The 19,516-nt window shown below is 61.2% G+C and carries 13 protein-coding genes; all 13 read right to left on the bottom strand.

Going from position 1 to position 19,516, the window contains the following annotated elements:
• Position 1: 1 nt before the first annotated feature.
• The 13 genes from V2S86_RS04940 to cbl all read right to left on the bottom strand — a co-directional run bounded on the left by V2S86_RS04940 (position 2) and on the right by cbl (position 19,489).
• A complete protein-coding gene (locus tag V2S86_RS04940; protein WP_330761485.1) occupies positions 2-2,653 on the bottom strand; it encodes a nitrate reductase in 2,652 nt (883 codons plus the stop codon).
• Positions 2,650-6,795, bottom strand: a complete 4,146-nt coding sequence (gene nirB / locus V2S86_RS04935; protein ID WP_330763155.1) for a nitrite reductase large subunit NirB — start codon at positions 6,793-6,795, stop codon at positions 2,650-2,652. Before nirB ends, V2S86_RS04940 begins: the two co-directional genes overlap by 4 nt.
• A 10-nt stretch (positions 6,796-6,805) precedes the next feature.
• Positions 6,806-7,594 (bottom strand): ABC transporter ATP-binding protein, encoded by a 789-nt coding sequence (locus V2S86_RS04930; RefSeq protein ID WP_330761484.1) that lies wholly within the window; start codon positions 7,592-7,594, stop codon positions 6,806-6,808.
• A 10-nt stretch (positions 7,595-7,604) separates the two neighbouring features.
• On the bottom strand, positions 7,605-8,489 hold the full coding sequence (gene ntrB, locus V2S86_RS04925) for a nitrate ABC transporter permease (RefSeq protein ID WP_330761483.1): 885 nt from the start codon (positions 8,487-8,489) through the stop codon (positions 7,605-7,607).
• A gap of 8 nt (positions 8,490-8,497) precedes the next feature.
• Complete coding sequence (locus tag V2S86_RS04920; RefSeq protein ID WP_330761482.1) at positions 8,498-9,757, bottom strand: CmpA/NrtA family ABC transporter substrate-binding protein; 1,260 nt, start codon at positions 9,755-9,757, stop codon at positions 8,498-8,500.
• Between the two features lie 488 nt (positions 9,758-10,245).
• A complete protein-coding gene (locus V2S86_RS04915; RefSeq protein ID WP_330761481.1) occupies positions 10,246-11,526 on the bottom strand; it encodes a nitrate- and nitrite sensing domain-containing protein in 1,281 nt (426 codons plus the stop codon).
• A gap of 55 nt (positions 11,527-11,581) precedes the next feature.
• Positions 11,582-13,156, bottom strand: a complete 1,575-nt coding sequence (locus V2S86_RS04910; protein ID WP_330761480.1) for an ABC transporter substrate-binding protein — start codon at positions 13,154-13,156, stop codon at positions 11,582-11,584.
• A gap of 136 nt (positions 13,157-13,292) precedes the next feature.
• Positions 13,293-13,964, bottom strand: a complete 672-nt coding sequence (locus tag V2S86_RS04905) for an ABC transporter ATP-binding protein (protein WP_330761479.1) — start codon at positions 13,962-13,964, stop codon at positions 13,293-13,295.
• Positions 13,961-14,803 (bottom strand): ABC transporter ATP-binding protein, encoded by an 843-nt coding sequence (locus V2S86_RS04900; RefSeq protein WP_330761478.1) that lies wholly within the window; start codon positions 14,801-14,803, stop codon positions 13,961-13,963. Before V2S86_RS04900 ends, V2S86_RS04905 begins: the two co-directional genes overlap by 4 nt.
• Positions 14,793-15,662 (bottom strand): ABC transporter permease, encoded by an 870-nt coding sequence (locus V2S86_RS04895; RefSeq protein WP_330761477.1) that lies wholly within the window; start codon positions 15,660-15,662, stop codon positions 14,793-14,795. The genes V2S86_RS04900 and V2S86_RS04895 overlap by 11 nt, the downstream gene beginning before the upstream one ends.
• Positions 15,659-16,711 carry an ABC transporter permease gene (locus tag V2S86_RS04890; RefSeq protein WP_004945876.1) on the bottom strand — a complete coding sequence of 351 codons (1,053 nt, stop codon included), beginning with the start codon at positions 16,709-16,711 and terminating at the stop codon, positions 15,659-15,661. Before V2S86_RS04890 ends, V2S86_RS04895 begins: the two co-directional genes overlap by 4 nt.
• The gene (locus V2S86_RS04885) at positions 16,711-18,279 is read right to left on the bottom strand and encodes an ABC transporter substrate-binding protein (RefSeq protein WP_330761476.1); all 1,569 of its coding nucleotides are present in this window, start codon (positions 18,277-18,279) and stop codon (positions 16,711-16,713) included. The genes V2S86_RS04890 and V2S86_RS04885 overlap by 1 nt, the downstream gene beginning before the upstream one ends.
• Before the next feature lie 256 nt (positions 18,280-18,535).
• Positions 18,536-19,489 carry an HTH-type transcriptional regulator Cbl gene (gene cbl, locus V2S86_RS04880; RefSeq protein ID WP_330761475.1) on the bottom strand — a complete coding sequence of 318 codons (954 nt, stop codon included), beginning with the start codon at positions 19,487-19,489 and terminating at the stop codon, positions 18,536-18,538.
• Positions 19,490-19,516: the final 27 nt, after the last annotated feature.

Raw genomic sequence — 19,516 nt, 5'->3', positions numbered from 1 at the left:
GCTATGCCACCCGTTGGGCCGCATGCCGTTGAATCAACTTTTTCAGTTCCGGCAAGCAGGAACCGCAGTTGGTGCCGCATTGCAGGCGTTCGCCCAGTTCACTGGCGCTGTGACAACCGCCCTGAATCGCCGCAATAATGCGGTTCTCGCCCACTCCGAAGCAGCTGCAAATCGTCGCTCCGTCCGCCGGTTGCCCCGCCGCCCCTCGCCCCGCCAGCAGCGCCAACCGTTGCGGCCCGCTGACCGGCGGTTGTGCAAAAGCGCCCAGAATTGCCGGTCGATCGAGCAGCGGAGCCTGCCGGCGAACATAAAATGCCAGTTGTACCTCGCCCTGACGCCAACCAATCACATGCCAACCGCGCTGGGCCAGCTGAGCGGTTTGCAGCGTCAGGCCTTCCAGCGGGAAATGCCGCAGCAGCCACTCTTGCCAGTCCTCGACCGGCCGTTGACCGGCCATGATGTAGTGGGTCAGGCCGTTCTGCGCCACCCGGCTCCAGTAAATGCCCACCGGCGGCGCCACCTCGGCGCGTAGGAAAATCTCCGCCTGCCAGTTCGTCGGCCAGGGGCTGACCCGTACCGGCGCATGTTTGCTTTCCGGCTGGCCGGAATGAACATCCAGCACCGGTGGGATCAGGCTGTCGACCCGGCCCTGGGCGGTAAACTGGCCATTCCAGTGCATCGGAGCGAAAACGCTGCCGCGCCGCTGCCCCGGATGACACTGGGCCCGCGCCAGCATCCAGCCGTGGGGCGAACTGAGCCGCACCAGGGCGTTATCGGCGATGCCCAACTCCGCCGCATCCTGCGGATGCATTTCACAGAACGGCTCGCTGAGGTGGCGCATCAGGCGCGCCGCTTTGCCGGTGCGCGTCATGGTGTGCCACTGATCGCGAATACGGCCGGTGTTCAGCACCAACGGATAACGCGGCGATACCGCATTTTGCGGCAGGCGTGGCGTCACCGGCAGCAGCCGCGCTTTGCCGTCCGCGTGGAAAAAGCGGCCATCGCCGAACAGGCGCCGACACCCGTCAGGGTGTTGGGTATTGACCGGCCACTGTACGGGCGTCATGTGCAACCACCGCTCCCGATCCCACTGCGCCAGCAGGCTGATATCGAAAGCGCGCGTGCCGTTATTTTCAAAGCCGGACAGCGCGGCGTGTTCGCTGAAAATCTCCGAAGGATGCCGATAGCCGAACGCCGCACCATAGCCCATGCGTTGCGCCACCTGGCTGAGGATCCACCAATCGGCTCGCGCCTCTCCCGGCGGCGGCAAAAACGCGCGCTGGCGGGATATGCAGCGTTCGGAGTTGGTGACGCTGCCCTCTTTTTCGCCCCAGGCCAGCGCCGGCAAGCGGATATGCGCCAGCTCTGCGGTATCGGTCACCGCCATCACTTCCGACACCACCACCAGCGGACACTGTTTCAGCGCCTGTCGCACCGCGTCGGCATCCGGCAGCGACACCGCCGGATTGGTGCCCATGATCCACACCGCCTTCACCTGCCCGGCTGCCATCGCCTGGAACAATTCCACCGCGTTCAGGCCCGGTTGCCGGGCAATGCCCGGCGACTGCCAGAAACGTTGCACCCGATCGGTATCCTCGTCGCTGAACCCCATATGCGCGGCCAACTGATTGGCCAGTCCGCCCACTTCGCGCCCGCCCATCGCATTCGGTTGGCCGGTAATGGAAAACGGACCGCTGCCCGGCCGGCCAATGCGCCCGCCCGCCAGATGCAGGTTGATGATTGCGTTGCATTTATCCGCACCGCTCGACGACTGGTTGATGCCCATGGAATACAGCGTCACCCAATCGCGCGATGTTTTCAGCAAGGCGAAAAATGCCAGTACGGCGCTGAGCGGCAGCCCGCAAAAATCCGCTACCCGCTCCGGCGTCCAGTCGGCCACCGCCGCCAGGGTTTCTTCCACGCCGTTGGCGTGCCGGTGCAAAAAGGCGTTATCCAGACCATCGTGCTGCGCCAGCCAGCGCAACGCGCCGGTAAACAACGCGGCGTCGCTGCCGGGGCGCAGCGGCAGGTGCAGATCGGCAATATCGCAGGTCGCCGTCTCTCGCGGGTCAATCACCACCACGCGCATTTGCGGCCGCTCCCGGCGCGCTTTCACCAGCCGCTGATACACCACCGGATGCGCCCAGGCGGTGTTGGTGCCGGTCAGGATCACCAGATCCGCCAGCTCGATGTCCTCATAGCAGCAAGGCACCGCATCGCCGCCGAATGCCCGCTTGTAACCCACCACCGCCGATGCCATGCACAGCCGGGAGTTGGTGTCGATATTGGCCGCGCCAATAAAGCCCTTCATCAGCTTATTGGCAACGTAGTAATCTTCGGTCAACAACTGGCCGGAAGCGTAAAACGCCACCGCCTGCGGGCCATGCTGTTCAATCACGCGACTAAAACGCAGCGCCACCTGCTCCAACGCCTCGTCCCAGCCCACCGTTCGGCCGTCAACCTGCGGTTGCAGCAACCGGCCTGTCAGATCCAGGGTTTCTCCCAACGCGCTGCCTTTCACGCACAATTTTCCCTGATTGGCCGGATGCGCGACGTCGCCACTGACCGCCACCGCGCCGTCGCCGCGTGTTTCGACGGCGACGCCGCAGCCAACGCCGCAGTAAGGACAGGTGGTGCAGTGCGCGGCGGTCATGATGCGACGTCCGTCGTTTCCGGCATGGCGGCCTGCACCGACAGCGGTTGGCTACAGACCCAGACTCTGCCCGCCGTCACCCGCACCGGCCAGGCGGTGACGCCAGGTTGCGCATTATCCACACAGCTGCCGTCGCTCAGGCGGAAACGCTGCTTGTACAACGGGGAGATCACCACAGGCACGCCGGCTACGTCACCCAGCAACCCGCGCGCCAGCACGTTGGCGTCACTGTCCGGCTCCTGATTCGCCAGCGCATAAACGCCGCTGTCCGGCAGATGGAACAGCGCAATCTGCCGCTGCCCCAGACGGGCGGCAATGCCGGCGTTGGCGGGGATATCCGTCAACGCGCAGACATCCAGCCACTGCTCGCCTGCGGCCGGGGCCGGTTGCACGTCGATAACCTGCCCGCGTTCCTCTCCGCTGGCCGGGCGGCGCTGCCCGCGCTCCGGCTGCCAGACAATGGCTTCGTCCGGCCGATCGCTGTTCACAAAGGCGCGGAACAGCTTAAGACGATCCGGGCTGGCAAGCGTGGTCTGCCATTCACACTGGTAGCTGCCGACTACCGCCTGCATGTCGTTTTCCAGATCGGCGGCGATACCCAGGCTATCCTCCAGCACCACCTCACGCAGGTAATCCAGCCCGCCCTCGAGGTTATCCATCCAGGTGCTGGTGCGCTGCAGGCGATCGGCGGTACGGACATAAAACATCAGGAAACGATCGACCATGCGGATCAGCGTGGCGGTGTCGAGATCGCTGGCGAACAAATCCGCGTGACGGGGTTTCATGCCGCCGTTGCCGCACAGGTACAGGTTCCAGCCTTTGTCGGTGGCGATCACCCCAACGTCCTTGCTTTGCGCTTCTGCGCACTCACGCGTGCAGCCGGAAACCGCCATCTTGATTTTGTGCGGCGCTCGCAATCCCTTGTAACGGTGCTCCAGTTCAATCGCCAGCGCGGTCGAATCTTGCACGCCATAACGACACCAGCTCGAGCCGACGCAGGATTTCACCGTACGCAGCGACTTGCCGTAGGCATGGCCGGTTTCAAACCCGGCGTCGACCAACTGCTGCCAGATTTCCGGCAGTTGCTCCAGGCGGGCGCCAAACAGGTCGACCCGCTGGCCGCCGGTGATTTTGGTGTACAGTTGATAGCGCTGGGCGATTTGGCCGATGGCGATTAGCCCCGCCGGGGTAATCTCACCGGCCGGCACGCGCGGCACCACCGAATAGGTGCCGTCTTTTTGGATATTGGCGAAGAAACGATCGTTGGTGTCTTGCAGCGGCAGGTGCTGCGGCTTGAGCAGGTATTCGTTCCAGCACGACGCCAGAATCGATCCCGCCAGCGGTTTGCAAACTTCGCAGCCGTGCCCATGACCATGTCGAGCCAGCAGATCGTCGAAGGTGCGGATATTGCCGACCCGCACCAGGTGATACAGCTCCTGGCGCGAGTAGGCGAAATGCTCGCAAACGTCCTTTTTCACCACCACGCCGCGTTGCTGCAGTTCGTGCTCCATCACCTGTTTCACCAGCGCGGCGCAACCGCCACAGCCGGTGCCGGCTTTGGTGCAGGCTTTCACCGCCGCCAAATCGCCGCAGCCCTGGTCCACCGCACAGCTGATATCGCCTTTACTGACGTTATGGCAAGAGCAAATCTGCGCCGTGGCCGGTAACGCCGATACGCCCAGCGCTTTTAGCGCGCCGCCCGCGCGAACCGGTAAAATCAGGCTTTCCGGCTCGGCAGGCAGCGGCAGATCATTGAGCATCATTTGCTGCAATGTACTGTATTCACTGCTGTCGCCGACCAATACCGCCCCCAGCAACCGCTTGCCGTCGGCATCAACCACCAGTTTTTTATACACTTCCGCCGGGCCGTCGACCCAGCTGTAGCTTTGGCTACCGGGCGTATGACCGTGCGCATCCCCGATCGACGCCACCTCGACACCCAGCAGTTTCAGCTTGGTGCTCATGTCTGCGCCGCAGAACGCGTTTTCCCGCCCGGCCAGCAGATCCGCCAGCGTACGCGCCATTTGGTACCCCGGAGCCACCAACCCGAAAATTTGGCCGTTCCATAACGCGCATTCGCCGATGGCGTAAATAGCCTCATCGCTGGTGCGGCACTGGCTGTCAATCACGATGCCGCCGCGTGGACCGACTTCCAGCTCGGCGGCGCGGGCGAGCTGGTCACGCGGCCGGATACCGGCGGAAAACAGAATCAAATCCGCTTCCAGGGTTTCGCCGTCGGCGAAATTCATGCTGTGACGGTGTAACGAACCTTCGATAATCGCCTGTGTTTGCTTGCCGGTGTGTACGCTCACGCCCAGCGCCTCAATCTTTTTACGCAGCATCGCCGCGCCGCCGTCATCCAGTTGCACCCCCATCAGACGCGGCGCAAACTCCACCACGTGGGTTTTCAGCCCAAGCTGCTGCAAGGCGTTGGCGGCCTCCAACCCCAACAGACCGCCGCCGACCACCACGCCCACGCTGGCGCTGGCGGCGCATTCGGCAATCGCCGCCAGATCCTCCAGCGTGCGGTAAACCAGGCAGCCGCGGCGATCGTTGCCGGGGATCGGCGGGACAAACGGATAAGAGCCGGTCGCCAGCACCAGATGGTCGTAGGGCGTTTCGCGCCCCTCGGCGTCGATCACGCATTTGCGCCGGCGATCGATGGCGCAAACCGCCTGCCCCAGCCGCAGTTCAATGCCGGAACGTTCGAAGAAACCCGCTTCCACCATCGACAACGAGTCGGCGCTGCGGCCGGAGAAAAATTCCGACAGATGGACCCGGTCGTAAGCCGCCACCGGCTCTTCGCCAAAGACCACGATGTGATACTGCTGATGCAGTTCGCGAGTAACCAGCTGTTCCAGGAAGTGATGACCGACCATGCCGTGTCCGGCAACCAGCAAAACGGGCTTATGCATATCCGATGTCCTCTCGTCAGACGCCTGCGGCGCCTCGGGTTCGCTACTGCCAAACAGCAGGGCTTCCGGCTGATTCACCGGCTGACCAAGCTGTTGCAGATAAAAAGGGCTGTCCTGGGCGTCGCCATACAGCAACACGCCCTGTAATCGGCCGTCGCGCACCAGCAGGCGGCGATAATGCTGCGCCAGTGGGTCTTCCGCGTGGTGAAGCTCGGTTTGCGCGTCGGCGATCGTTTCGCCGGCGCTGAACATGTCGATACCGCTGACCTTCAGGCGGGTATGCAGCGGTGCCGGTCGGTAGCCCGGCACCTGCTCACCGCTCAACCGTCGCGCCAACAACTCCGCCTGTTGCCAGCAAGGTGCCACCAGACCGAAGGTGGTGGCGTCGAGCTGGGCGCATTCGCCGATGGCGAAGATCGCCGGATCCTCAGTCTGCATCCGATCGTCGATCAATATGCCGCGCCCGAACCCCAGCCCGGCGGCCTGCGCCAGGCTGATTTCGGGCCGCACGCCCGCGGCAATCACCGCCAAATCGCAGTCGCGCTGCTCGCCATTGCTCAGCGTGGCGGCGTGCACCTGCTCTGTACCGTGGAACCGGCTGACCTCACAGGCCAGCCGACATTCGATACCGCGCTGCAACAGGTTGTGTTGCAGCATCCGCCCGGCGCAGGCATCCAACTGCCGCTCCATCAGGTGTGTGCCACGGTGCACCACGGTGGCGGTCACGCCGCGTTGCGTCAGCGCTGCGGCCGCCTCGATCCCCAACACGCCGCCCCCTAGCACCAGCGCATGCCGCCCTGGCCGGCAGCGGCCCAGCATGGCTTCAACGTCGTCCAGCGTGCGAAAACCGTAAATGCCGTTCAGCGTCACACCGGGCAGTTGCGGCATCAGCGGACGCGAACCGGTGGCAAACACCAGCAGGTCATAAGGCACCTCATGACCTGTCGTCATCACCCGTTTTTGCTGCCGATCCACCGCCAGCGCCGGTTCACCTGCCAGCAGCCGCACGTCGTGCCGGTGATACCAGTCAAGATCGTGCAACAGGGTCTCGCTGAACGCCTTTTCCCCCGCCAGCACCGGCGACAGCAGAATGCGGTTGTAGTTGCCACGCGGCTCCTCGCCAATCACCGTGATGGCATAACGCGCGGGTGCCAGCCGGCAGAGCGTCTCCACCAGCCGCATCCCGGCCATGCCGTTGCCAATCACCACCAGTTGGGTTTTATCCATCATCCGGCTCTCATGCCGCTTTCGCGTGCTTCTCGTAGAGGAACTTCAGCACCTGGCGACGGTAATGGTGATAATCCGGGTCGTCGGCCAGCGCCACTCGTGAACGCGGACGCGGCAGCTTCACCTCAAGAATTTCACCGACGGTGGCCGCCGGGCCGTTGGTCATCATCATTACCCGATCGGACAGCAGCACAGCTTCATCGACGTCATGGGTAATCAGCACTATGGTGGTGTTCAGCCGTTGCTGGATTTCCATCACCGCATCCTGCAGATGGGCGCGGGTCAACGCGTCCAGCGCACCAAAGGGTTCATCCATCAGCAACACTTTGGGCTTCATCGCCAGCGCCCGGGCGATGCCGACGCGCTGTTTCATGCCGCCGGAGATTTCATGCGGCCGCTTGTGCAGTGCGTGGCTCATATGCACCAATTCCAGGTTGTGTTCGATCCACTCGCGCATTTCGCCGCGCGTCATTTCACGCCGGAATACCTGATGCACCGCCAGCGCCACGTTTTCGTAGGTGGTCAGCCACGGCAGCAGCGAATGGTTCTGGAACACCACGCCGCGCTCTGGCCCCGGCCCGGTGATTTGCTGGTTATCGCACAGCAGCACGCCGTCGCTGGGCTCAGTCAACCCGGCGATCAAATTCAGCAGCGTCGACTTGCCGCAGCCGGAATGGCCGATCAGGCTGAGGGTTTCCCCTGCCTGGATATCGAAACTCACCCGATCCAGCGCGATAAATTCCCCCTTTGGGGTGGCAAAGCGCTGGCTGACGTTCTGGACCTGAATAATGGGTTTCATGGCGAGCTCCTTAACGGTTCTGATAACTAAAACGTTTGGCCAGTAACATCAGCCCCTGCTCGAGCAGCAGCCCCACTACGCCGATCACGATGATGGCGATGATGATGTTTTCGACGTTGAGGTTGTTCCATTCATTCCAAATCCAAAAACCGATGCCGACGCCGCCGGTCAGCATTTCCGCCGCCACGATCACCAGCCAGGCGATGCCGATGGACAGGCGCACGCCGGTCAACACATACGGCAGCACCGCCGGGAACAGGATTTTGCGCATCACCGTCCATTCGGACAGCTTCAGCACCCGCGCCACGTTGAGGTAGTCCTGCGGAATGCGCGTGACGCCTTCTGCGGTGTTGAGGATCATCGGCCAGATGGAGCAGATGAAAATGGTCCAGGTTGATGCCGGCTCAGCGCGCTGGAACAGCAGCAGTCCAATCGGCAGCCAGGCCAGCGGGCTGACCGGGCGCAGCAGCGAAATGATCGGGTTAAGCATGTTCGCCAGAAAGGCAAAGCGCCCCAGCAGGAACCCGGCCGGAATACCGACCAATGCCGCCAGCCCAAACCCGGTGGCTACGCGCTGCAAAGAGGCCAGCACGTTCCAGCCGATACCCTGATCGTTCGGCCCGGCGGAATAAAAAGGATCGGCAAACAGCGTCAACGCCGCTTGCCAGGTCGCCAGAGGGGTCGGAAAGCCCTTGCTGTTGAGCGCGGCGATCTGCCAGATAACCAGGGTCAACACCAGCCCCAACGCCGCAGGCACCGCACGGCGAAAAACGCTCTGCAAAGGCAAGTTCCAGCGCAGTTTGGGCTGCGGCTTCGCGGCGGCCGGGATTTTCAACGGCACGATTTCCGCACTGGTCGGCGTTGGAATATCAATACGTTCAGCGAGATTTTTCATCGGTTACCTCAGCGCTTTAAAGAGAAACTGTTGGCGTATTCCGCCGGATTGCTGCCGTCCCAACGTTTACCGTCAAACAGCGTGCTGGCGCGCATGTCGCTGCCGGGAAGATTCACCCCGCCCACCGCGCTTGCCGCCTGTTTGTAGATCTCGATGCGGTTGATTTTTTGCGCGACGGCCAGGTAGTCCGGCTCGGCGCTCAACAGGCCCCAGCGGCGATGCTGGGTCAGGAACCACATGCCGTCCGACAGATACGGGTAGCTCACCTCGCCATCATGGAAAAAGCGCATCGCATGGGCGTCCTGCCAGGATTTGCCCAGACCGTTTTGGTATTGCCCCAGCATGCGGCCGGTGATCACTTCCGGTTTGGTATTGATGTAGGCGCGCCCTGCCACTACCTGGGCAGTCTCCTTGCGGTTAGCGTCGGAGCTGTCTATCCAGCGTGCGGCGTCCAGCACGGCGGCGGTCAGCGCGCGGGCGCTGTTCGGGTTGGCCGCCACCCAGTTCCCCGTGGTGCCCAACACTTTTTCCGGATGATCGGGCCAGATGTCCTGGGTGGTAACGGCGGTAAAGCCGATGTTTTCGGCGATGGCGCGCTGGTTCCACGGCTCCCCGACGCAGAAACCGCTCATGTTGCCGATCTTCATGTTCATCACCATCTGCGGCGGCGGTACCACCACATTGCGCACGTCGTCAAACGGATGAATGCCGGCGTTCGCCAGCCAGTAATAGAGCCACATGGCGTGGGTGCCGGTCGGGAAGGTTTGGGCGAAGGTGTAAGTGCCCTTGGCGCTGGCGTCGACGTGTTTTTTCAGCGTGGCCGCATCGGTGACGCCGGCCTGCTTTAACTGGTTGGAAAGCGTGATCGCCTGACCGTTGTTGTTGAGCGTCATCAGCACCGCCATGTCGTGCTGCGGCCCGGCTACGCCCAATTGCAGGCCATAAACCATGCCGTACAGCACGTGCGCCGCGTCCAGCTCGCCGGACAGCAGCTTGTCGCGTACCGCCGCCCAACTGGCTTCTTTGCTGGGAATGATTTTGATGCCGTATTTCTCGTCAAACTTTTTCACCGCCGCCATCACCACCGAGGCGCAGTCGGTGAGCGGAATAAAGCCCACGCGGATCTCTTTTTTCTCCGGTGCGTCAGAGCCTGCCGCCCAGGCCGCATTCATCAGGCCAGGCAGCAACATGCTGCCGCCCAGCGCCGCGCTGCCGGCCAAAAAGCGGCGGCGCGTCAACTCAAGCCCAGGGTGTTTGGTGTGCGTCATCAGCAAGTCCTTCAATCAGGCGATTTGCCCGTCATTCTTGAAGCTGCCTCCGTGTTGGCTGTGCCCGCGCACCCCAGTCACATAGTTTGTCTATGCTCCTGGGGATTGCGGGCTTGCCGCCTTGATGCAACTTCAATTACTTAGGGCATAAAAATAAAAAAGGCGTCCCATCAGCACATTCCACCATTGGGGTGAACATGCTGAAAGGACGCCTTTATCCAAATTCTTGTTGGCAATCCGGCCGCCATTGGCCGGGTTACGTTTTAGTTAATGCAGCTTGCGTGCCAAATCTGTAATTTTAGCCCCACCAATCTGTACCCTATGAATTTCGAGTTGCAGCTAGGCGCCCAACTCGCTCATCCCCAGGCGCTTACTCGAGTAAGTAACTGGGGTGAGCGAGTGCAGGTAACAACGCTGCAACTTGAAAGGCGACGGGTACTTTGCACAATCGCAAGGCATTAACTGCACTGGCTGTGTGCATATACTCCTTAAGGAGTATCCCCGGTGGCCGGTAAAATATCCGCCACCGCCAGCATGGCATTGGCGATCTCAATCAACCGCTTGTTTTGGTTCATGGCCATCTTGAGCAACAAGCGGTGCGCTTCCTCCTCGCTCAACCCGCGATGCCGGATCAGCAACCCTTTGGCGCGTTCGATTTGCTTGCGCTCATGCAGCGTCGCACGCGCCGTCGCCAACTCTTCTGACAGCACCTGCAACCGCTGCGACTGCTGCTGAATCAGCTCCATCATGGAACGGCCCAGGCGCGGGTTGATGCCGTCCCCCATCAGTGGCGACGCCTCTCCCAACGGGGTGGCCACGAATACCGCGTAGCTTTCTCTCGCCTGTTGCGGCACGTAACCGACGTAATCGACCTCCAGCGAGCGCCGGGCTTCGGCCAGGCTATGTCGGCAACTGGCCATCAGCGCATCTTCCAGCCGATCCTCAATCTGTTTCATCAGGTCGATGCGCGCACTGGTGATCTCGAACCAGCGCAGGCTGGTGTCGGCGCGATCGCTCAACTGCAATTGCGTGCAGGCGATGCGGCGCAGGCGTTCAAACTCGCGATCATCCTGCTGCTCTATGCGCCGCCACTGGGCCAACGACTGTTCATCGGCAAACTCGCTGAAGGCATGAAAACAACGCTCTTGCCCCTCGATCAGCATCAGTAACTGTTGATGGGAGGCTTCGCTGAACTGCATGGCGGCAAAACCGGCCGAACCTATTGCCCGCTCTTGCCCGGCCAGTTCCTTGCCCTGCATAAAGCTGAACATGGCGATCAACGCCCGCGTCATGGCGGGTTCGACGCAGGCATCCGCCGCCTCGAACACCAGCGCCAGCAGGCTGCGAATAATGTTATTGAAGGTGTCCATGGCGACAGGCTGCGAGACCTGCTGCTGCCGCACCTGCAGACGCAGCGCGGGCAAGGCGGTGAGATTGTGCAACGCACAGGCGATGCGGCTGAACAGCCGACTGGCGCTGGCCAGCGGTGCCGTGGCGGCATCCAACTGCGCCAGCTGCCGCTGCACCGCCAGTTCGGCCTGCTCCACGTCCTGCGTTCTGCCTGCCAGCCGTTCGCCGAACAGCGCGCCCTGTGAACACAGATAAATATTGACGGTACCGCGCTCCCGCTGAAGCACGTGGATCAATTGGCTCACCCGGCCAACCAACTGGCCCATCTGCAGCAGTTGTTGCAGCACGGTGATTTCGCAGCGTTTGGACGCCAGCAGAAAATCGCCGGCACTGGGCGGGAAAGCGCTATTACGGCTCATGACAGGATCCCCGTTACGGTAAATAGGCAGATCCTGCAAAAGCCGTGCCGTAGCCTTACTTACTCACGCGATCCAGATAAAGCATGCTGTTGGCGATGTTCAGCGTGGCCCCCTTGATGTTGTCGCGCAGGGCCACCAGCGTTTGCCCTTGCAGCGCGACGACGTACGGCGAACTGGCCTGCACTTCATGTTGCAAGGCGGCATAACGCGCGGCGCGTTTTACCCCATCGCTTTCTGCCGCCGCCGCGCGGGTTTCCGCACTCAGCGCCGGTATCGTCCATTGGGTGCGCCAGGCCAGGGTTTTCGGGCCGTTCGGCACGTTGTAAGCAAAGGCGCTGGCGTTGGTGTTCGGGTCCAGATAGTCGGCGCCCCAATAGGTGAAGATCGCCTGGAAATCGCGGCCACGCATCTTGCCCCACAGATCGCTCTCCACCACCGGGTGGATATCCAGCTGCAAACCGGCCTTGGCGAAGCTGGCCTGCAGCGCCTGGGCGATATCGGTATAAGGAGGTTGGTTAATGACGATCAAATCGATGCGCGTGCCTTCCGCGATATCGGCGTCATGCAGGATCTGCCTGGCCTTTGCCACGTCAAGTTTGAACGGCTGGTCCGAGATGGCACCGTCCAGCCCGACCGGCAGAAAAGCCTGATGGACGCGGTATTGCCCTTTCAGCAGATTTTTCGCGAGGGATTGGTAGTCCACCAGCCAGCGCGCCGCCTGCCACAGCGCCGGATTAGCCAACGCCGGCTGCTGTTGGTTGCCGGTATTGAAACCCAGGTAATACACCTTGGCCGAGTCATGCTGCTCAATACGCACGCCCTTTTCATTGCGCAACGAGTTGAACTGATCGGCCCCCAAATCATAGGCCACGTCGGCGTCGCCCTTCAGCAGCAGCAGACGACGAGTGCCGGCGTCGCTGACGTTCTTCAGCAACACCGTTTTCAACTGCGCTTTTGGCTGGGCGTAATCGTTACGACTAAACAACAGCGCTTCGTGCGGCACATAGTTGCTGACCCGGTAAGGGCCGGCACCGGCGGAGTTCGAACGCAACCAGCCGTTGCCGAAATCCCCGGCCTGGCTGTGTTCGCTCAGCAGCTTCTCATCGACGATCGACGCCACCGGCGCGGTCAGCAATCGCAGCGCCAGCTCGCTGCCGATATTCGCCGGCCAGCTCAGTTGCAACTGGTTGTCGCTGAGTTTTTTCAACTGACTTTCGACGTTATCCGGCGTCCAGCCGAATTCGCCGAGAATAAACGACGGCGCCTTGTTCAGTTTCACCGCACGCACCAGCGAGAAGATCACGTCTTCCGGCCGCACCGGATTGCCGGAGGCAAAGCGCTGGTTGTCGTGCAGGGTAAAAATCAGGCTGTGACCGTCTGCGCCCGCCTGCCAGCCGCTGGCCAGCTCCGGTGCCAGCTTTTCCGGCGTTTCGCGATCGGGCGCCAGCAACCGCTGATACAGATTGACCAGGTTGGCCGAGCTGACGGTTTCAAAACTCTCGGCCGGATCGAGGCTGATGATCCCCTCCAGCGAACTGACCACGACCAGGGTGTCTTGCGGAGTGGCGGCCTGCGCGCCGAAGCTCGCGGCCAGGGCGCTGAACACTAAGGTTGGGATGAGACGTTTCATTGCTGCACTCTCCATCAATCACGCGGATGCGTTATTTTTCGAGTGTAGGGGGGTGAACTTATAAGAAGAACAACTATAAATTGCTTTATTTATTACATAGATGAATATACCCGCCGGAGCCACGGCGGGTATTGCGTCAATTCACCAGCCGGCCGTGCGCCATCGCCACCGAGCGATCGCACATGTGGTCGATGACGTCGGCGTCGTGGCTGACCAGGATCATGGTCAGATCGCCCGCCTGCTTCAGATCATTGAACAGGTTGAGGATTTCCGCCTGTACCGACATGTCCAGCGCCGACGTCGGCTCGTCCAACAGCAGCAGTTTCGGTTTTAGCAGCAGCGCCCGCACTATCGCCACCCGCTGGCGCTGGCCGCCGGAAAGCTGATGGGGATAGCGATCCAGCAAGCGAGGGTCTAACCCCACCTGCCGAAAACCGGCGCTGATTTTCTGTTCGATATCGCGCTCCTTCAGCAACTTCAACGGTTCAGCCAACGTGCGCAACAGCCGGTGCTTGGGGTGCAACGACGCATAAGGGTCCTGAAACACCATCTGCACCTCACGCCGCAGCGTGCCGGTGAACGGCCGGCCGGGCTTCAGATCCTGGCCCAGCAGCCGGAAACCGCCGCTCCAGTTCTCGTTCAACCCGGCCAGCACCCACAGCAGCGAGGATTTACCGCAGCCCGAGGGGCCAACCAGCCCGAAGCATTCGCCCTGTTCGATATGCAGATTGACGTCATGCACCACCGTGCGTAATTCATAACCCTGACGGTGGCTGACGCTGAGATTTTCCAAAGTAATCAGGCTCATTTCAGCGCCTCCAGCAGCGCGCGATCCAATACCGGCAAGGGTTTGCCGTGGGTTTCCCGGCTCGGCCGGCACGACCAGAGCGTGCGGGTATAAGGATGCGTGGCCGAGGCCAACCGGTCGGCGGGCAGTTGATCCAGCAGTTCGCCCTTGTACATCACCAGTACCCGTTCGCAGTAGTGCGCCACCTGCTGCAAATCGTGGCTAATCAGAATCAGCCCCATATTGCGCTGCTCGACCAGATTTTCGATCAGTTGCAACACCTGATCGCGCATCTGGTGATCCAGTGCGGAAGTCGGTTCATCGGCAATCAGCAGCTGCGGATCGTTAATCAGCGCAATCGCCAGCATCACCCGCTGCCCCATGCCGCCGGAAAGCTGATGCGGGTAGCGCTGACGCAGCGCCGCCGGATCGGGCAAACCTACCGCCGCCAGCATGTCCAGCACCTTTTCCCGTCGTTCGGCTCGGCCCAGGCGAGTGTGCAGCAACAGCGGCTCCTCCACCTGCTTGCCAATCGGTTGGGTGGGGTTCAGCGCATGCTTGGGATCCTGCATCACCATCGCCACTTTAGTGCCGCGCAGCCGGTTCCACTGGCGCTCGTTCAGCTGCGTAAGTTCGTCCCCGCCCAACGTCAGGCGCTGCGCCCGCACTTGCAACGGCGGCGGCAATAGCCCCATCAGCGCCCGGGCGGTCAAGGATTTGCCGGAACCGGATTCGCCGACCAGCGCCAGCCGCTCCTGCCCCATGCTGAAAGAAATCTCTTTTACCAGCGCCACCGGCTGCGGCGCCGGCAGCAGCACCGACAATCGGTCGGCGATTAATAAGCGGTTATCAATGCCCATGACGAGGATCCATTTTATCGCGCAGGCCATCGCCCAGCAGGTTAAAAGCCAGGCTGGCGAACAGGATCGCCCCACCCGGCACGGCGGCAACCCACCACTGATCGAAAATCACTCTACTGCCCTCGGCCACCATTGACCCCCATTCGGCGGTCGGCGGCGCAACGCCCATGCCGAGAAAACCCAAACCGGCGGCGGACAGGATAATCCCGCCCAGACTCAGCGCGGCGCGAACGACCGCGCTCGGCAGACACAGCGGCAAAATATGGCCGGCCATCAGCCGCAGGCCGCCGATGCCCTGCATGCGCGCCGCCGCCAGATAGTCGCTGCGACGCAACGCCAGGGTTTCCGCCCGCGCCTGACGGGCGAAAGCGGGCCAACTGGTCAACGCCAGCGCCAGCGCGCCGTTCATCAAGCCCGGGCCAAGCACCGCGACAAACGCCAACGCAATCACCAGGCTGGGCAGCGACAGAAAAATGTCGGTCACGCGCATCAAAATACGCTCCGCCCAGCCACCGAGGTAACCGGCGCTGATGCCCACCAGCAGGCCAATAGGAATGGTCAGCAACAGGATCAGGGACACCAGAATCAGCGTCGGGCGGGCGCCGTAAATCACCCGCGACAGCAAGTCGCGGCCAAAACCGTCGGTGCCCAGCCAATGGCCGGAGGAAGGCGGCAGCAGGCGCAACTCAATGTGTTGCAGGTTGGGATCGAAGGGTGCCAGCCACGGGGCCAACAGCGCGGTAAGGATCAGGATCGCCACCAGCGTCGCGCCAATCGTCAACGTCGTCAGCCGACGGCGTGAGCGGTAGCCGGTAGCCGGTTCGCCCTGGGGCTCATGTTCGGAAAGGTATTGGCTCATCGGGTTCGCGGGTCCACTAAATAAGTCAGCGCGTCGGCCAGTGCGTTAAGCACCACGAAACAGGTGCCGATCAGCAGCGTAGCGCCAAGAATGGCCGGCGTATCGGCGGCAAACAGCGCGGTGGTCAGATAACGCCCGACGCCCGGCCAGGCGAACACCGTTTCGGTCAGTACCGCGCCTTCGAGCAGGCTGGCGTAGGACAGCGACAAAACGGTGATCAGCGTACCGAGCACGTTGGGAAACACGTGGCGCAACAGAATGCGCACGCGGCTGGCGCCTTTGGAGCGCGCCAGAGTGACGTACTCTTTGTTGCACTCTTCCAGCATCGCCGCACGCAGCAGCCGGGTGATGCCCGCCATCGACAGCAGCGCCAGCGCCACCACCGGCAGCCACAGGTGGCTGATGGCGTTGTAAAACATCTCGCGATCGCCGGACAGCCAGCTATCGATCAGCACAAATCCGCTGCGCGGCTCCATGCTGTAAAGGTAGATGTCATCCAGCCGCCCCGGCCCCGCAGACCAATGCAGCGTGGCATAAAACAGCAGCAGGCCCAGCAGGCTGAGCCAGAAAATCGGTACCGAATAGCCTATCAGCGACAGCAGGCGCGCCGCGTTGTCCAGCCAGCTGCCCGGTTTGAGCACCGCCAGAAACGCCAGCGTAATGCCGCCGAGGGCGCCGAGGATAATGGCGCAGGTGGCCAGCTCTACCGTGGCCGGGAAGGTGCGTAACAGATCGCTCAGCACCGGCTGCGAGGTGATACGGGATATTCCCATGTCGCCGTGCGCCAGATGCACCAGATAGCGCCAGAACTGCACCGGCAGCGGCTGATCCAGCCCCAAATCGTGGCGCACCTGGGCGTAAGTGGCTTCGCTGGCGTGATCGCCGGCAATTTGCAACGTGGGGTCGATCGGCGCCAGGTGAGAGAGCATAAAGGTGAACAGCAACAGGCCAAGCAGCGTCAGCGCCAGGGACAGCACGCCGGTCAACAGCCTGCGGCCCCAGCGCCAGCTGTGCCGGGCGAACCCGGCAGAGGAAGAACGGGTTGTCATTACTTGCTGACCTTGCTGTAGAACACCATGTCGGGGTTGATACCCTGCACGTAGCCTTTCAGATTGTCGCGCACGGCGATCAGGCTGCGCGCCTGCAAGCCGATAACAAATGGCGAGCTTTGCTGAACGGATTTCTGCAACTGTTGGTAATCCGCCACCCGTTTGGCGGTGTCATTCTCCGCCGTGGCCGCCAGCGTCAGCTTATTCAGCGCGGGAATTTGCCAGTTGGCACGCCAGGCCAGGGTTTTGCTGCCGTCTTCCGGGTTATAAGCGAAGGCGGCGGCGTTGGTGTTCGGGTCAAAATAATCAGGCCCCCACGAAGTCAGGACCGCATCATAGTTGAGGGTTTTGACCTTGGTGGATACCTGCGCGCTTAGCCCCGGTACCAGATCCACCTTCACGCCACCCTGAGCGAAGCTGGCCTGCAACGCCTGGGCGATATCCAGGTACGGCGGCTGGTTGTTGACATCCAGCTTAAAGCTGACGTTTTTCAGGCCGGCTTTCGCCAGGATTTCTTTGGCTTTTTGCGGATTAAAACTGTACGGCCGGTCCTTCAACGCCCCCAGATACCCTTCCGGCAGGAAAGCCTGATGGTTCTGGAACTGGCCTTTCAGCAGATCGTTGGCAATGCCGTTATAGTCGAACAACCAGCGCGCCGCTTCCCAGAACGCCGGATTACTCAGCGCCGGCGACGCCTTGGCGTTGAACTGCAGGAAGTAGAGTGAGGCGTACGGGATCGCCAGCGGTTTTACGCCCGGCTTGTCTTTCAGCGCCGCCATCTGATCTGCGCCCAGGTTACGTGCAATATCGGCGTCGCCCTGCTCCAGCAGCAAGCGGCGCGCAGCCGGATCCGGCACGTTCTTGATCAAGACGGTTTTCAGCGTTGGCGCGCCTTCCGGCGAGGTCGGATTGGCATCCAGCACCACCACTTCATGCGGTACATAGGTGCGAATTTTATACGGGCCGCTGCCGGCCGAATGGCTGTTCAGCCACTGGTGCCCCAAATCATCGCCCTGCTGGTGCGCCAGCGCTTCTTTGGCATCGACAATCGACGACACCGGCGCCGACAGCAGGCTGAGCACGAACGCCGGGCTGACGTTTTCACTCCAGCTTATTTTCACCTTGTTGTCATCCACCTTGCTCAGGTGCTGGTCGACGTTTTTAGCGTTCCAACCCAGTTGAGTGAGGATAAACGACGGTTCCAGGTTCAGCTTCACCACCCTTGATAGCGAGAAGATCACGTCCTCCGGACGCAGCGGGTTACCGCTGGAGAATTTGGCGTCCGGGCGCAGACTGAAGGTCAGGCTGCGGTTATCGCTGCCCGCCTGCCATTCGCTGGCCAGCGTAGGTTTGAGGTCGATCGGGTTCTGCGGATCCGACTGGATCAGGCGCTGATACAGACTGTTGAACGATTGTACCGTGGTCAATTCAAAGCCCTGGGCAGGGTCAAAGCTGACAACGTCATCAATTGACTGGGCAATCACCAACGTATTCGCCGGGGTCGCAGCCTGCGTGTTGAAACTGGCCGCTACGGCCAAAAATAGCAAAGAAGGAACGAACGCTTTCATCAGAAACTCTCCAAGCGGATGGAATTTATAGTAATTTCGCGAGTGTAAGTGAGTGCATTCGGCAGGCGAAGGTACTTAAATAACTATAGATATTCTTTTTATATCTATAGATGAGATTTTGATTATTAAGCAGGCTAAGTGCTGCGACCTTGTCCGCAATGACGTGTGCAAATTTTGTCGCTAATGACGTGAAAAAACAGCTTTAGGCTCCTCCATTGCCGGGCAACCTGCCCGGCTCTTTATGTTCTTCGCCGAGCTAAATCTGGTAATCGATCACCGCATCCAACTGTGAGGAGAATACCTTGTCCTTGATTTCGGTCAGTGACAGCGTCGGGTTGCACAGCTGGATAAACCGCCAGGCATAGTTACGTTGTAACTGGCTGCGTTTCAATCCCAGCCAAACGGTATTGGGTTCGAACAGGTGTTCGGCATTAAGGCTGACCAGCCCGTGGTCGCGCTCTTTCTCGTACGACATATCCGCCAATACGCCCACCCCCAGCCCCAACTCGACATAGGTTTTAATCACGTCGGAATCCTGCGCGCTCAGAGCGATATCCGGCGTCAGGCCGGCGGCCTTGAAAGCAGCGTCCAGTTTCGAACGGCCGGTGATGCCCTGCCGATAGGTGATCAGCGGCAGCGTGCTGAGCATCTCCAGCGTCACCTGCGGCTGGCGCGTCAACTCGTGCCCTTCCGGCACCAAGATGGTGTGATGCCAGCGGTAGTAGGGAAATGCCGCCAGGGATTCGTCGCTCATCAGCCGCTCGCTGGCAATACCGATATCGGCTTCGCCGGAGGCCAGCATGGCAACAATTTCCTCCGGGCTACCCTGGTTCAGCACCACCCTCACCCGCGGATATAACGCGCGGAACTCTTTAATCACCCCCGGCAGACTATAACGTGCCTGAGTGTGGGTCGTGGCGATATGCAGCTGACCGGAGTCGTTGCTGCTGAATACGTCGGCCAGACGGCGGATATTATTGGCGTCATTCAGGATGCGTTCCGCCACCACCAGCAACTCTTTACCCGGTTCGGTCATGCCCAATAAACGCTTCCCGCGGCGGATAAATATCTCAATGCCCAGCTCTTCTTCCAACTCACGAATATGACGGCTAACCCCAGATTGCGAGGTAAATAACGTGTTGGCGACCTCGGTCAGGTTGTAGTTGCAACGCGCCGATTCACGAATAATTTTTAGTTGTTGAAAGTTCATCCCTTCCCCCTGTCGAGCAATATTGTT

It is taken from the genome of Serratia sp. C2(1), assembly GCF_036352655.1.
GTDB classification, from domain to species: domain Bacteria; phylum Pseudomonadota; class Gammaproteobacteria; order Enterobacterales; family Enterobacteriaceae; genus Serratia; species Serratia inhibens.
This window is presented reverse-complemented; position numbering and strand designations above follow the sequence as displayed.